Raw genomic sequence first — 14,154 nt, 5'->3', positions numbered from 1 at the left:
ATATAAAATATTAATTAAATATATTTTTATATACTTAAAATAAATAACATAATATTATAATTTAATTATATTTTGGTATTTAGAAAATTAATCACACAGGAACCTCGCTTCTTAATACATTCGCACTATATTCTAATAAAATTTATAAAAATGATGAGTTGGTCCTACACCTTTTCCAATTGAAAATCCGTTTTCTATAGCACCTGTTATATATTCCTTTGCTTTTATAACTGACTTTTTAATATCTATACCTTTTGCTAAATTTGCTGCAATTGCTGATGATAATGTACAGCCTGTCCCATGAGTATGAATTGTATTTATTCTTTTTTGTGGAAGGCATATGAACTCATCTTCATAAAGCAATAAATCAGTTGCATCATCTTTTAAATGTCCTCCTTTAACTAATACATACTTTGGACCTAATTCTTGCAATTTTTTAGCTGCTTCCTTCATTTCATTTAAATTATTTATTTTCATTCCTAATATTTCTTCTGCTTCTGGAAGATTCGGAGTTATCAAAGTTGCTAATGGAAATAATTCTTCAATTAATGTATCCTTAGCATCTGGAGATAATAAATTAAATCCACTTTTAGAAATCATAACTGGATCTAACACTACCCTGGGCAAGTTCTGAACTTTTTTTAGTCCATTTGATATAGCTTTTATAGATTCAATTTTTGAAACCATTCCTATCTTTACTGCATCAACAATAATATCATCAAAAATAACATCTATTTGTGATTCAATAATTTCTGGATTTATATCTTGTATTCCAAAAACCCCCATTGTATTTTGTGCTGTTATTGCTGTAATAACGCTCATTCCATATACACCATTAGCTGAAAAAGATTTTAAATCAGCTTGAATTCCTGCCCCTCCACAACTATCTGATCCTGCTATAGTTAATGCTTTAAACATTTTTATTCATCCTCTCTTTTATCACGTTTTTATATAATTAAATAAATTACACCTATTCAGTGCCTTTTGATTGATTTAAATTTACTTGATTTTTCACTAAAATATTATTTATAACTGGTACTTTTAAAAATAAATAAGCAATTATTGCCCCTACACTACAACTTAATGTAAATGGAACAATAAACATTATTACAGCACCTTCCTTTCCTAAAAATATATTAGCTATTGGATATGATACTAATGCCCCTAATAATCCCGTTCCTATAATTTCTCCTATTGATGCACTTAATAAATATCTAAACTTTTTATAAAAAATCCCTGCTAATAAAGCACCTATCATACTCCCTGGAAAAGCTAATAAGCTACCTGTTCCTAGCATATTTCTTATCATTGATGTAACAAATGCATTACTTACTGCATAAATTGGTCCTAATATTATTGCTCCTACAACGTTAATAAAATGTTGTACTGGAGATACTTTTGCAATTCCAATAGGAATTGAGAAAGTTCCAAATAAAACTGCCAAACTAATTAATACCCCACTTAATGCAATCTTTTGAGCCTTACTCTTATCATTCATATGTTTCCCCCTTAAAATTTAAATTTGTATATTTAACCAAAAAAAATGTAGCCCAAGGGCTACATAATATAAACTATTTTGTCTTATATATATCCTTCCCTCCGTTGGTACTAGCCAAATCAGGTTATAAGGGTCTAGGAAATCATTTTTTCCAATCTCAGCTGATATATCAGCACCCCTAGTTATTAATTCAATATTTTGTTTTCTATAACATATAGATTATACCATTGATGTAAAAAAATCAAGAAAATCTATATAAATTGTTTAATCTTTCAGTTGCCTCATTTAGTTTTTTAATTTATATATTTAATATTACGTCGTCTACTCATCACCAAAAACTTGCTTTTTAAGTCTTAATCCAGTAGGTGTTGTTGCTATTCCACCCATTGCAGTTTCTCTTAATGATGATGGTAAACTTTTCCCAACTTTGTACATAGCAATTACAGCTTCATCGAATGGTATTTTTGCTTCAATACCTGCCATAACCATATCTGCAGTACAAAGTGCTGTTATCGCTCCTTGAGCGTTTCTTTTTGCACATGGTATTTCAACTAATCCTGCAACTGGATCACATACTAAACCTAATATGTTTTGAAGTATTATAGAACCTGCATCTAAACTCATCTTTGGAGTTCCCCCCATCATTTCTACAACTGCTGCCGCTCCCATAGCTGATGCTGAACCACATTCAGCTTGACAGCCTCCTTCTGCTCCAGATAATGTTGCATTAAGTCCTATAATAAGCCCAACTGCTGCTGCTGCTAATAATCCTTTTATAAGTTCATCTTCATTTAATTCAAGAATTTCTCCTGCAGCTAAGATAACTGCTGGAAGTATTCCACATGATCCAGCAGTAGGACATGCTACTATTTTCCCCATAGATGCATTTACTTCTGATGAAGCAAGGGCCATTGCCATTGCTATTGTAGTTGCTCTGCCAGTCAGTGTTTTTTTTGACTTTGAATACTCATATAACTTGTGTCCATCTCCACCAATAAGACCACTAACAGAATATACTTCTTTTTCTGTTCCTTCCTTTGCAGCAGCCATCATAACATTTAAATTTTTTCTCATTTTTTCTATTACTTCTTCTCTTGTTAAACTTTTTTCTTCAACTTCACATCTTATTGCATATTCACTTAAAGATATATTATTTTCCTTACAAATTTTTAATAGCTCTTCACCTGTTCTTGCAAGCATTTTATTCACCTTCCTTTGCTGGACTTATTGAAATAACTCTATGTACTAACTCTAATTTTTCTATTTCTCTTATGGCTTTTTCACTAACCTTATTATCCATTTCAAAAATCATTGTAGCATCTTTGCCTTTGTGATTTCTAAAAACTTTCATGAAAGCTACATTTATATTTTCCTTTGATAAAATACTAGTTACACTATGTATAACTCCTGGTAAATCTCTTTGAGAAACTATTAAAGTTTCATAATTTCCAGTGAATTCAACTGGATTACCATTAACTTCAGAAATTTGAATATTTCCACCACCAATAGATGATCCAACAACTTCACAATAATCACCATTTGATGTATTCATTAAAAACTTAACTGTATTAGGATGTACATCACCTAAATCAGCCTCTTTAAATGAAAAATTCATTCCTTTTTCTCTTGCTATTTCCATAGAATCTCTAAGTCTTTCATCACTTGGTTCCATTCCTAAAATTCCAGCAACTAAAGCTCTATCTGTCCCATGCCCTTTATATGTTTTACCAAAAGATCCATGTAATAAAAATGTTACTTCCTTTATTTCATTACCAGCTATTATTCTTGCAATTTTTCCAAGTCTTGCAGCTCCAGCTGTATGTGAACTAGATGGCCCTATCATTATTGGTCCTAAAATATCAAAAACACCTAAACTTTTCATAAACATTATCTAGCTAAATATAATAAATTTTAGCTAAATACCCCCTCTCATTAAACATTTATTCCACTGCTTTATGGCATAATGTTGATATATGTATAAATAAAACTGTGTAGATAAAATATATCAACAAATATGAAAAAACAGATAATTTTATTTTTAAATTTATTTATAAAAATTAAATTTCATTTTATTGTCCATATATAGAATGCATAATTTAAGTAGCATAGTCAAGGGGTACGAAAAAAAGATATGTTTTACAATTTAAAACATATCTTTTATAAATATTATATTTAATATTCATAGAAGCAACTTCCACCTATAAATTCTCTAAGTATTGAATTCATAGGTACATAACATGGATCTACTTCTTTAAAGAAATTTAATATAGATTTTAATCTGGCTGCTTCTGCATATACTGGACTGTCTTCTTTAACCTTGTTTAGTTCTTTTAATGCATGTAATTTTAATAATCCTAGCTCATACACTAATGTTGAATTAAACATTACATCTGCTTGATCCTGATAAACAAATATATTATTTTTTTCACCTTTTTTTACTGATGGCCACATTTTAAGCGTTGCTTCTGCATCATGTCCTCTACTTAATGAATCTCTTACTATTCTTCTAACTTTTCTAACATCGGTTGTTGGTATTCTATTGTGATTATCTAAATTTAGTTGAGTTAATGCTGAAATGTAAACTTTAAAAATTTTATTTTGATCAACATCTGAGGTTAATATTGGATTTAATCCATGAATACCTTCTAATATTAATACGCCATTTTCATGTAATTTTATTTTATTTCCATTCCACTCTCTCTTTCCAGTGAAAAAATTATAAGTAGGAATATCAACAACTTCACCATTCATTAAAGCTGTAAGTGATTTATTAATTAGCTCTAAATCTAATGCATAAATAGATTCATAATCATACTCACCATTTTCATCTCTAGGCGTATTTACTCGTTCTACAAAATAATCATCTAATGAAAGAGATTGAGGTATAAATCCATTAACTTTAAGTTGTATTGCTAGTCTATTTGCAAAAGTAGTTTTTCCTGAAGATGATGGACCTGCAATAAGAACTATTTTCACATCTTTTTTGTTAACTATTTGATCTGCTATATTAGCTATCTTCTTTTCATGTAGCGCTTCTGAAGTTAAAATCAAACTTTGAGCTTCATTACTAGAAAGTTTTTCATTCAAAGTCCCTACTTCTCCAATATCTAATATACTTAGCCATTTTTCTGTTTCTAAAAATATATTTCTTAATTTTCTTTCTTCTTTATATTGTGGTAATTCATTTAAATTTTCTTTTTCAGGACTTCTTAATATAAATCCTGATTCATAATAAATTAAATCAAAAGCTTTTATAATACCTGTTGAGTATGCCATTTGACCATAAAAATAGTCATATCGTCCTTCTAATTCATATAATTTTACCTCATTAAGATTAGAATTTTCTAAAAGCAAAACTTTATCTTCCATTCCATATTGGTCAAATATATTAATAGCTTCATCTTTAGAGATTCTTATACTATTTATTAGAACATTTTTAATTATAATTTCTTTCATTTTTTCTTTAATTAATTTTATATCTTTTTCATTTAAAGTATCCTCTTTAATTACCTCTCCAAATAACCCTTTACTAATTGAATGTTCTATCTTAATTTTTGAATTTGGAAATAAGTCTAAAGTAGCTTTAATAAATATAAATTGCAAAGTTCTCGTATATATATTTAATCCCATTTCTGTATTAAAATTTATTGTCTCTATCTCTCCACTTTCACTAATAATATCTCTTAATTCATGATATTTTCCATTTAATTTGCATAATGCTATATTCTTAACTTCTACTATATTTTTAGATAATACATCATAAAAAGTATCAGTAGAATTTTGTTCTTTATTGTTAATATTATAAACTATCGAATTCATTAACTATATCCTCCCAAAAATTCTAATTGTCCTATATTATATTATATCTAATTTCCCATAAAAAGATAAATTTATTTTTTATTTTGCATATTCCAACGAAATATTACAAATATTATTTATGCGAGGTGTATTTATATGTTTATCGTTTTTATTAGAACTGCAATTTTATATTCTTTAGTAGTTGTAGTAATGCGTTTAATGGGAAAACGTCAAATAGGTGAACTTGAACCTTATGAATTTGTAATAACTATTATGATTTCAGATTTAGCAGCTTTACCAATGCAAGATTCTAGACTCCCATTATTACTTGGTATAATTCCAATTATTACATTACTATTTTTAAAAACTATGCTTAGTGTAATAGACTTAAAATCCCAAAAAGCCAGAAAAATTATAGATGGTGAACCAACTATATTAATATACAATGGCAAAATAAATTATATTGCACTAAAAAAGCAACAATTAAATATAGATGAATTATTAGAAGAATTAAGAATTGCAAATTATTTTAATCTTGATGAAATTCAATGTGCTATTTTAGAAAATGGAGGGCAGTTATCAATTTTGCCTAAGGATTATAATTCACAATCTCAATCAAAATCTAGTGATAATACTGCTAAAACAAAGGATGTAAAATTGCCTAAGGTATTAGTATCTGATGGGAAAATAAATAACAATGCTTTAACAAGTATGAAAAAAGATAAGGATTGGATACTTAATGTTCTTAAAAATCATAATATAAATTCAATTAAAGATGTTTTAATAGCTATGTATGATACTGAAGGTAATTTTAAATATCAGCTTTATAATGATTATGATGAGGAGGGTAATTAATGAAGAATGTTAGAGCTTCAATACTACTTTTTCTTTTTATAATGATATTTGTTTATTTTGCTAATGTCTCAATATTAAAATTATGCGATAATATTGAAAATGTTACAGAAGAAATAGAACTTAATATTATTGAGGGTAAAAATGAAGACGCTTATATAAAATCAATAGAATTAATGGATATGATTCAAAATAAAAACTTCATAACCTCAGTATATATTAGTCATCAAGAAGTAGATATACTTGTTACTGACGCAGCAAAACTTTCAGTATATTTATCTCATAATGATACATCTGAGGCAAATGCTACATTGCATGCATTGAAATACAATTCTAGAAACATGCGAAAATTACAAATTCCTAATCTAGAAAATATATTATAAAAGTTATAATTATTATGTAAATTAATTATAATTATTAAAATATATTCCAAAAATCACTATATTTTATGATGTTTTTTTTTATTTTAACTCGTTAAATGTAGAAAATACAAGCAGTATAGTTTATAATTGTTTTTGTACGGTTAACATTAATCGTAAACCATAATTTGAAAATTTGAAAGGTGGTACAATTAACATGGCATTAGTTACTACAAAAGAAATGTTTAAAAAAGCTTACGAAGGTGGATATTCTATCGGTGCTTTCAACATCAACGATATGGAAATAATTCAAGGTGTTATTAATGGAGCAAAAGCTAGAAATTCAGCAGTAATTCTTCAATGCTCAACTGGAGCAATTAAATATGCTGGAGCTAAATACTTAAAAGCAATGGTAGATGCTGCTATAGCTGAAACTGGAGTAGACGTTGCTCTTCACTTAGATCACGGTCCAAGTTTTGAAGCTGTTAAAGAAGTTATAGATGCTGGTTTTACATCAGTAATGTTTGACGGATCTCATTTTGATTATGAAGAAAATGTAAAGAGAACAAAGGAAGTTGTAGACTACGCTCACGCTAGAGGAGTTGTTGTTGAAGCTGAACTTGGAGTATTAGCAGGAGTTGAAGATGACGTTGTTGCTGATTCTCACGTTTATACTGATCCAGAGCAAGCTGTTGATTTTGTTAACAGAACAGGCGTTGATTCATTAGCTATCGCTATCGGAACTTCACACGGAGCTGTTAAATTCCCACCAGATGCTAAACCAGAATTAAAATTCAACATATTAGAAGAAATTCAAGCAAAATTACCTGGTTACCCAATCGTTCTTCATGGTGCATCAGCTGTTGACGCTAACACTGTTGCAACTTGTAATGAATTCGGTGGAAAAATAGCAAACGCTAAAGGTATTCCAGTTGATATGTTAAGAAAGGCTTCTTCAATGGCTGTATGTAAGATCAATATGGATACAGACATAAGATTAGCTATGACTGCTGCAATAAGAAAAACTTTCGGAGAAAAACCAGAAGTATTCGATCCAAGAGCTTATCTTGGTGCTGCAAGAACTGCAATTCAAGAAGTTGTTGAATCAAAAATTGATAATATCTTAGGATCTGCTGATTCTATGAAATAATATTTTTTTAAAAGACGAGGTATAATAACCTCGTCTTTTTTTATTCTTTTATACAACTTATCTATACTAATTTTCTATTATAATTTAACATAACTCTCTTTTCATCTTTATACTCAACTTTAACACAATCTTTTTCTACAAGTCGCTTAATTCTACAAACAATAAATCAATCTTTTAAATAAAGTCTACCCTAACAATAAACTATCCTACCACTTTAACTATGAGAATATTTTTTCTTGGTATTTCTTTAGAATAAAATAATAACATTCCTAAACATTTTTATATTTATGCATTTTTATAAATACTTATATGTTTTGTATAAATATAATCACATATTTTTTTAATTATCATGATTTTTTATTTTTTTATAAATAATTTTATTATTATATTTTATAATAATTCATTAAATTATAGTCATATTTTTTAACTTTTTCATATAAATATTAACTTTTTATTCTTTTAAGTAACTATTCAAAATAATTTTGTCGTTATTTTTATTTATTAATTTATTGATTATTTATGCATATAATTGTATAATTATAAACAATACTTGAAATATATATTAATTAATTTGTTTTTAATTTAGTTATGATTTAAATACTTGATTATATTTAAATATTCAATATCAAATATTTTTGTAATTAGCAATATTACTAAAATAATATTATCTATATTTTAACTCATAACATTTTTATAACTATAAGGGGGCTTTAATATGAATAAATTAAATAAAGTTATTTTGGCATATTCTGGAGGATTGGATACTTCAATAATTATTCCATGGCTTAAGGAAAATTATAATTGTGAGGTTATCGCAGTCTGCGGAAATGTTGGACAAAAAGATGAATTAGATGGATTAGAAGAAAAAGCAATAAAAACTGGGGCATCAAAATTATATATAGAAGATTTAACTAAAGAATTTGTTGAAGATTACATCTTCCCTACTATTCAAGCTGGAGCCATTTATGAAGGAAAATATCTTCTTGGTACTTCTTTCGCTAGACCATTAATAGGAAAAAGATTAGTAGAAATAGCAAAAGTGGAAGGTGCTGATGCTATTTGCCATGGATGCACTGGAAAAGGTAATGATCAAGTAAGATTTGAATTAGCTGTTAAAGCTTTTGATCCAGATATGAAAATAATTGCACCATGGAGAATTTGGGATATTAAATCAAGAGAAGATGAAATCACCTATGCAGAAGCAAGAAATGTTCCTATAAAAATAAATCATGAAACTAATTATAGTAAAGATAAAAATATATGGCACTTAAGTCATGAAGGTTTAGATTTAGAAGACCCTAAAAATGAACCTAAATATGATGAAATTTTAGAGCTTTCTAATTCTTTAGAAAAAGCACCTAATGAACCAACCTATATTACTTTAACATTTGAAAAAGGTAATGCTGTTGCATTAAATGGAGAGAAAATGGATGCTGTTACTTTATTAGATGAATTAAATAAAATTGGTGGAAAAAATGCTATCGGCATAACAGATATGGTTGAAAATAGACTCGTTGGTATGAAATCAAGAGGTGTATATGAAACTCCTGGTGGTACTATTCTCTATAAAGCTCATAAAGACTTAGAAGAACTTTGTTTAGATAAAGAAACTTCTCATTATAAAGAACAAATATCATTAAAATTTGCAGATTTAGTTTACAACGGTCTTTGGTTTACTCCTCTTAGAGAAGCATTATCTGAATTTATCAAAAAGACTCAAGAAACAGTAACTGGTGAAATTAAATTAAAATTATATAAAGGAAATATTGTCAATGCAGGTATGACTTCTCCTTACTCTTTATATAGTGAAGAATATGCTACTTTTGGTGAAGATGCAGTTTATAATCAAAATGATTCAGCAGGATTTATAACATTATATGGTCTTCCTACTGTTGTCAAAGCAAAAATGTACCAATCATTAAAGAAAGAGGATAAATAATTATGAAACTTTGGGGCGGACGATTTAAAAAAGGAACTGATGAATTAGTTAATGATTTTAATTCATCTATAAATATAGATTCAAGAATGTATAAAGAAGATATTGAAGGAAGTTTAGCTCATGCATCAATGCTTGGAGAACAAAATATAATTTCAAAAGAGGACAGCTTAAAAATAACTTCAGGACTTTTAGAAATTTTAAAGAGAATGGACAATGATGTTATTAATATAGATTTAACATCTGAAGATATTCATAGTTTTGTAGAAAGTACTTTAACATATTACATTGGAGAATATGGAAAAATGCTTCACACTGCAAGAAGTAGAAATGATCAGGTAACATTAGATTTAAAATTATATTTAAAAAAAGCATTAGTAAAGTTAAGAAAAGATATTTTATATTTAGAAGAAGTTTTATTAGAAAAATCAAAAGAACATATATCAACCATCATGCCAGGATATACACACATGCAAAAAGCTCAACCAATAACACTATCTCATCATTTATTAGCATATGCTGAAATGTTTAAACGCGATATTGGAAGAATAAATGATGCTTATAAAAGAACAGATGAAATGCCATTAGGAAGCGGTGCCTTAGCTACTTCTACTTATCCAATAGATAGATATATGGTTGCAAAAGACCTTGGATTTTCTAAAATCACATTAAATAGTTTAGACTCTGTTTCAGATAGAGATTATGTAATAGAAACTTTATCTGCACTTTCTCTAATTATGATGCATTTATCAAGATTTTCTGAAGAAATAATTCTTTGGTGTACAGGAGAATTTAATTTCGTTGAACTTGATGATAGTTATAGCACTGGAAGCAGTATAATGCCTCAAAAAAAGAATCCAGATGTTGCTGAATTAATAAGAGGTAAAACTGGTCGAGTTTATGGTGATCTTATAACACTTTTAACTGTAATGAAAGGTATTCCTTTAGCTTATAACAAAGATATGCAAGAAGATAAAGAAGCTTTATTTGACGCTTTAGATACTGTTACTCTATCATTAAAAACATTTGCTGGAATGATTAAAACAATGAAAATAAATAAAGATAATATGAAAAAAAGTGCTGCTCTAGGTTTTACTAATGCAACTGATTTAGCTGATTATTTAGTAAAAAAAGGCTCTTACTTTAGAGATGCTCATGGAATAGTAGGACAAATAGTTCTCCAATGTATAAAAGATAATAAAATGATTGAAGATTTAACGCTTGCTGAATTAAAAGAGTACTCTCCTACTTTTGAAGAAGATGTATATGATGCCATCAATTTATATACTTGTGTTGAAGAGAGAAAAGTCATAGGTGGACCCTCTAGAGAATCAGTGAAATTTCAAATAAAAGAACTACAAGAATTTATACACCAATTCAAAGGGGATGAAATGTATGATTAAAATTGGAATAATAGGAGCAACTGGATACGTTGGTGTTGAATTATTAAGATTATTATTAAATCATTCACAAATAGAAATTGGAGCTATAAGCTCCGTTTCTTTTGATGGACAAGAACTTGATTCTATATATAAAAATTTTTTAGGTAGAACAAATTTAATATGTACAAATATGAATGAAGTTATTAAAAAAAATGATGTTATATTTACTGCATTACCTCATGGATTAAGTGAAGATATAGCAAAAAAAATAATAGAAAATAATAAAATTTGTATTGATATGGGGGCAGATTTTAGATTAAGTAATGAAGAGGAATATAAATATTGGTATGGAAAAAATTTTTCTCATCCTAAACTTCATAAACAAAGTATTTATGGACTTCCTGAATTAAATAAAGAAAAAATTAGAAAATCTTCATTAATTGCTAATCCTGGATGCTATCCAACAAGTATAGAACTTGGCTTAATTCCTTTATTAAAAAATTCTTTAATTAAACCAAATGGGATTATTTGTGATTCCAAATCTGGTACTACTGGATCTGGAAGATCACTAAGTTTAAATACACATTTTCCTGAAGAAAATGAAAACTTTGCACCATATAAAATTGGTGAGCATAGACACACTCCTGAAATAGAAGAAATACTTTCAAACATAGCTAATACTAAAGTTACTATTACTTTTACACCTCACCTACTTCCAATAAATCGAGGAATAATATCTACAATTTATTGTACTCCTAAAGAAAAAATAGACCTTAATTCAATTCATAAAATATATACAGATTTTTATAAAGACAAAGAGTTCGTTAATGTATTGCCTTTAGGAGATATTGCTTCAATAAAAAATGTGAAATTATCAAATAACTGTCATATTTCACTTCACTTAAATCATAGGAAAGATCAAATAATAATTATAAGTGCAATAGATAATATGATTAAGGGGGCTGCTGGTCAAGCTATTCAAAACATGAACATTATTTTAGGCTTTAAAGAAAATGAAGGACTAAACTTAATTTCACCAGCATTTTAATAAAAAGGGGGTTATAAAATTGAAATTTAATTATATTGATGGGGGGATTACTTCTCCTAAAGGGTTTTTAGCTTCTGGCATACATTGTGGATTAAAGAAAAGCACTATGAAAAAAGATTTAGCTTTAATTTACTCAGAAGTTGAGGCAAATGGTGCTGGAGTTTACACAAAAAATAAAGTAAAAGGGGCACCACTTTATATCACTAAGGAACATTTAACTAATAAAAAAGCAAGAGCAATTGTAATTAATAGTGGTAATGCTAACACATGTAATGGTGAGGATGGCTTGAAAAAAGCAAAAAAGACTGCTAATCTTCAAGCAAAAGAATTAAAAATAAAAACTGACGAGGTTTTAGTTGCTTCTACTGGGGTAATTGGGGTTCCACTAAATATAGATGCAATAAAATCTGGTCTTCCTCTTCTTACAAAATCATTATCTAAAGAAGGTTATCATGATGCTGCATCTGCTATTATGACAACTGATACATTTCAAAAACAATTAGCTTTAGAATTATACATTGGTGATAAAAAAGTAACTTTAGCTGCTATGGCAAAGGGGTCTGGAATGATTGAACCAAATATGGGGACTATGCTTTCATTTATAACTACTGATTTAAATATTTCGCCTAAACTATTAGATGAAGCATTAAAAACTAGTACTAATTTAAGTTATAACAGAGTTAGTGTTGATGGTGACACTAGTACTAATGACATGGTTATTATTTTAGCTAATGGTCTAGCTGAAAATAAAATTATTAAAGACAAAGATGAAGACTATAATCTTTTTTTAATGGCATTAAATGATTTAAATGTAAAGCTTGCAAAAAAAATTGCTAAAGATGGTGAAGGTGCTACAAAGTTAATAGAATGTAGAATATTGGGGGCATCTACAGAAAAAGATGCTGTAAAACTTGGTAAAAGCGTAATAAATTCTAATTTAGTTAAAACAGCCATTTTCGGTAGCGATGCTAATTGGGGACGAATTTTATGTTCACTTGGATATGCAAAGGTTGATTTTAATCCTGAAAAAGTCGATGTTTATTTCGAAAGTTCATCTGGATCGATAAAAGTTTGTGAAAATGGATCTTCTTTATCTTTTGATGAAGAAAAAGCACGAGAAATTTTATTGCAAGATGAAATTATAATTAAAGTAGATTTATTCTTAGGTAACTTTAGTGCATGCGTTTGGGGCTGTGATCTAAGTTATGATTATGTGAAAATAAATGGTGAATATAGAAGTTAATTTTTAATATTTCTATTAGGGGGCGATTCTAAGTGAATCATAATGAAAGAGCTAAAATATTAGTAAATGCATTACCTTATATTCAAAAATATTATGGTAAAACAATAGTTGTTAAATATGGTGGAAATGCAATGATAAGTGATGAATTAAGAGAAACTGTTATAAACGATATAATTTTAATGAAATGCGTTGGTATAGATCCAGTTATAGTTCATGGTGGGGGCCCTGATATTTCAGATTTTTTAGATAAGTTGGGTAAACAAAGCGAATTTATAAATGGATTGAGATATACAGATGAAGATACAATAGAGATAGTTCAAATGGTATTGGGTGGCAAGGTAAATAAAAATTTAGTTTCTTTAATTGAGACCTTTGGCGGTAAAGCTATTGGTCTTTGTGGAATGGATGGATCCCTTATAAGGGCTAAAAAACTAGAAAAAGATATTGATTTAGGATATGTTGGTGAAATAACAAAAATAGATACTAATATCTTAAAAACAGCATTAAACGCTGGATATATCCCCGTTGTTGGAAGTGTTGCTTTAGGTGAAGATGATAATAAAGCATATAACATAAATGCTGATATATGTGCTTCAAAAATTTCTTCTGCATTAAATGCTGAAAAATTAATATTACTTACAGATGTTCCTGGTGTGCTTGTTGACCCTAAAGATTCAACTTCCCTACTTAATGTACTTAGATTACATCAAATTCCAAAACTTTGTTTAGATGGAATAATTAAAGGTGGAATGATTCCCAAGATTGATTGCTGCGTTGAAGCAATACGAATGGGTGTTGAAAGAACCCATATAATTGATGGACGTGTTCCTCACTCACTTATTCTTGAATTATTTTCAAATGAAGGTATTGGTACAATGATTTATTAAG

Annotated in this window: 13 protein-coding genes and 1 riboswitch; of the genes, 8 read left to right on the top strand and 5 right to left on the bottom strand. The window is 28.3% G+C overall.

The window, feature by feature from the left end:
* Positions 1-132: 132 nt before the first annotated feature.
* The 5 genes from thiD to NG904_RS12205 all read right to left on the bottom strand — a co-directional run bounded on the left by thiD (position 133) and on the right by NG904_RS12205 (position 5,317).
* Positions 133-918, bottom strand: coding sequence for a bifunctional hydroxymethylpyrimidine kinase/phosphomethylpyrimidine kinase (gene thiD, locus NG904_RS12225; protein WP_252231784.1), 786 nt, complete (start codon positions 916-918; stop codon positions 133-135).
* 52 nt (positions 919-970) lie between these two features.
* On the bottom strand, positions 971-1,498 hold the full coding sequence (thiW, locus tag NG904_RS12220; protein ID WP_205455232.1) for an energy coupling factor transporter S component ThiW: 528 nt from the start codon (positions 1,496-1,498) through the stop codon (positions 971-973).
* Between the two features lie 78 nt (positions 1,499-1,576).
* A riboswitch (TPP riboswitch) is annotated at positions 1,577-1,688 on the bottom strand.
* A gap of 131 nt (positions 1,689-1,819) precedes the next feature.
* Entirely contained in the window at positions 1,820-2,698 is an 879-nt protein-coding gene (gene sdaAA / locus NG904_RS12215; RefSeq protein ID WP_205455233.1) for an L-serine ammonia-lyase, iron-sulfur-dependent, subunit alpha, read from the bottom strand.
* 1 nt (position 2,699) lies between these two features.
* A complete protein-coding gene (gene sdaAB, locus NG904_RS12210; RefSeq protein WP_026140575.1) occupies positions 2,700-3,380 on the bottom strand; it encodes an L-serine ammonia-lyase, iron-sulfur-dependent subunit beta in 681 nt (226 codons plus the stop codon).
* A 290-nt stretch (positions 3,381-3,670) separates the two neighbouring features.
* A complete protein-coding gene (locus NG904_RS12205; RefSeq protein ID WP_061307420.1) occupies positions 3,671-5,317 on the bottom strand; it encodes a nucleoside kinase in 1,647 nt (548 codons plus the stop codon).
* A gap of 135 nt (positions 5,318-5,452) precedes the next feature.
* Between NG904_RS12205 and NG904_RS12200 the strand changes: the two genes are divergently transcribed.
* The 8 genes from NG904_RS12200 to argB all read left to right on the top strand — a co-directional run bounded on the left by NG904_RS12200 (position 5,453) and on the right by argB (position 14,153).
* The gene (locus NG904_RS12200; RefSeq protein WP_003373452.1) at positions 5,453-6,151 is read left to right on the top strand and encodes a DUF421 domain-containing protein; all 699 of its coding nucleotides are present in this window, start codon (positions 5,453-5,455) and stop codon (positions 6,149-6,151) included.
* Positions 6,151-6,531, top strand: a complete 381-nt coding sequence (locus NG904_RS12195) for a DUF4363 family protein (RefSeq protein WP_012451363.1) — start codon at positions 6,151-6,153, stop codon at positions 6,529-6,531. The genes NG904_RS12200 and NG904_RS12195 overlap by 1 nt, the downstream gene beginning before the upstream one ends.
* A gap of 193 nt (positions 6,532-6,724) precedes the next feature.
* Entirely contained in the window at positions 6,725-7,657 is a 933-nt protein-coding gene (gene fba, locus NG904_RS12190; RefSeq protein WP_003369309.1) for a class II fructose-1,6-bisphosphate aldolase, read from the top strand.
* A gap of 715 nt (positions 7,658-8,372) precedes the next feature.
* Positions 8,373-9,596 carry an argininosuccinate synthase gene (locus tag NG904_RS12185; RefSeq protein ID WP_061308182.1) on the top strand — a complete coding sequence of 408 codons (1,224 nt, stop codon included), beginning with the start codon at positions 8,373-8,375 and terminating at the stop codon, positions 9,594-9,596.
* A gap of 2 nt (positions 9,597-9,598) precedes the next feature.
* A complete protein-coding gene (gene argH / locus NG904_RS12180) occupies positions 9,599-10,996 on the top strand; it encodes an argininosuccinate lyase (protein ID WP_085322712.1) in 1,398 nt (465 codons plus the stop codon).
* Positions 10,989-12,023: an N-acetyl-gamma-glutamyl-phosphate reductase gene (gene argC / locus NG904_RS12175; protein ID WP_053342499.1), complete on the top strand. Its 1,035-nt coding sequence runs from the start codon at positions 10,989-10,991 to the stop codon at positions 12,021-12,023. Before argH ends, argC begins: the two co-directional genes overlap by 8 nt.
* A 19-nt stretch (positions 12,024-12,042) precedes the next feature.
* A complete protein-coding gene (argJ, locus tag NG904_RS12170; protein ID WP_053342498.1) occupies positions 12,043-13,266 on the top strand; it encodes a bifunctional glutamate N-acetyltransferase/amino-acid acetyltransferase ArgJ in 1,224 nt (407 codons plus the stop codon).
* A gap of 32 nt (positions 13,267-13,298) precedes the next feature.
* Positions 13,299-14,153: an acetylglutamate kinase gene (gene argB, locus NG904_RS12165; protein WP_017826788.1), complete on the top strand. Its 855-nt coding sequence runs from the start codon at positions 13,299-13,301 to the stop codon at positions 14,151-14,153.
* Position 14,154 lies beyond the last annotated feature (1 nt).

Origin of the sequence: Clostridium sp. ZBS15 (assembly GCF_023845705.1) — a bacterium.
In the GTDB taxonomy this organism is placed as follows: domain Bacteria; phylum Bacillota; class Clostridia; order Clostridiales; family Clostridiaceae; genus Clostridium; species Clostridium aquiflavi.
This window is presented reverse-complemented; position numbering and strand designations above follow the sequence as displayed.

Bases quoted from the DNA above. Each gene is read 5' to 3' on its own strand.
- argH (WP_085322712.1), top strand. From the start codon at position 9,599: ATGAAACTTTGGGGCGGACGATTTAAAAAAGGAACTGATGAATTAGTT.
- thiD (WP_252231784.1), bottom strand. From the start codon at position 918: ATGTTTAAAGCATTAACTATAGCAGGATCAGATAGTTGTGGAGGGGCA.
- argC (WP_053342499.1), top strand. From the start codon at position 10,989: ATGATTAAAATTGGAATAATAGGAGCAACTGGATACGTTGGTGTTGAA.
- NG904_RS12200 (WP_003373452.1), top strand. From the start codon at position 5,453: ATGTTTATCGTTTTTATTAGAACTGCAATTTTATATTCTTTAGTAGTT.
- sdaAB (WP_026140575.1), bottom strand. From the start codon at position 3,380: ATGAAAAGTTTAGGTGTTTTTGATATTTTAGGACCAATAATGATAGGG.
- fba (WP_003369309.1), top strand. From the start codon at position 6,725: ATGGCATTAGTTACTACAAAAGAAATGTTTAAAAAAGCTTACGAAGGT.
- thiW (WP_205455232.1), bottom strand. From the start codon at position 1,498: ATGAATGATAAGAGTAAGGCTCAAAAGATTGCATTAAGTGGGGTATTA.
- sdaAA (WP_205455233.1), bottom strand. From the start codon at position 2,698: ATGCTTGCAAGAACAGGTGAAGAGCTATTAAAAATTTGTAAGGAAAAT.
- NG904_RS12195 (WP_012451363.1), top strand. From the start codon at position 6,151: ATGAAGAATGTTAGAGCTTCAATACTACTTTTTCTTTTTATAATGATA.
- NG904_RS12205 (WP_061307420.1), bottom strand. From the start codon at position 5,317: ATGAATTCGATAGTTTATAATATTAACAATAAAGAACAAAATTCTACT.
- NG904_RS12185 (WP_061308182.1), top strand. From the start codon at position 8,373: ATGAATAAATTAAATAAAGTTATTTTGGCATATTCTGGAGGATTGGAT.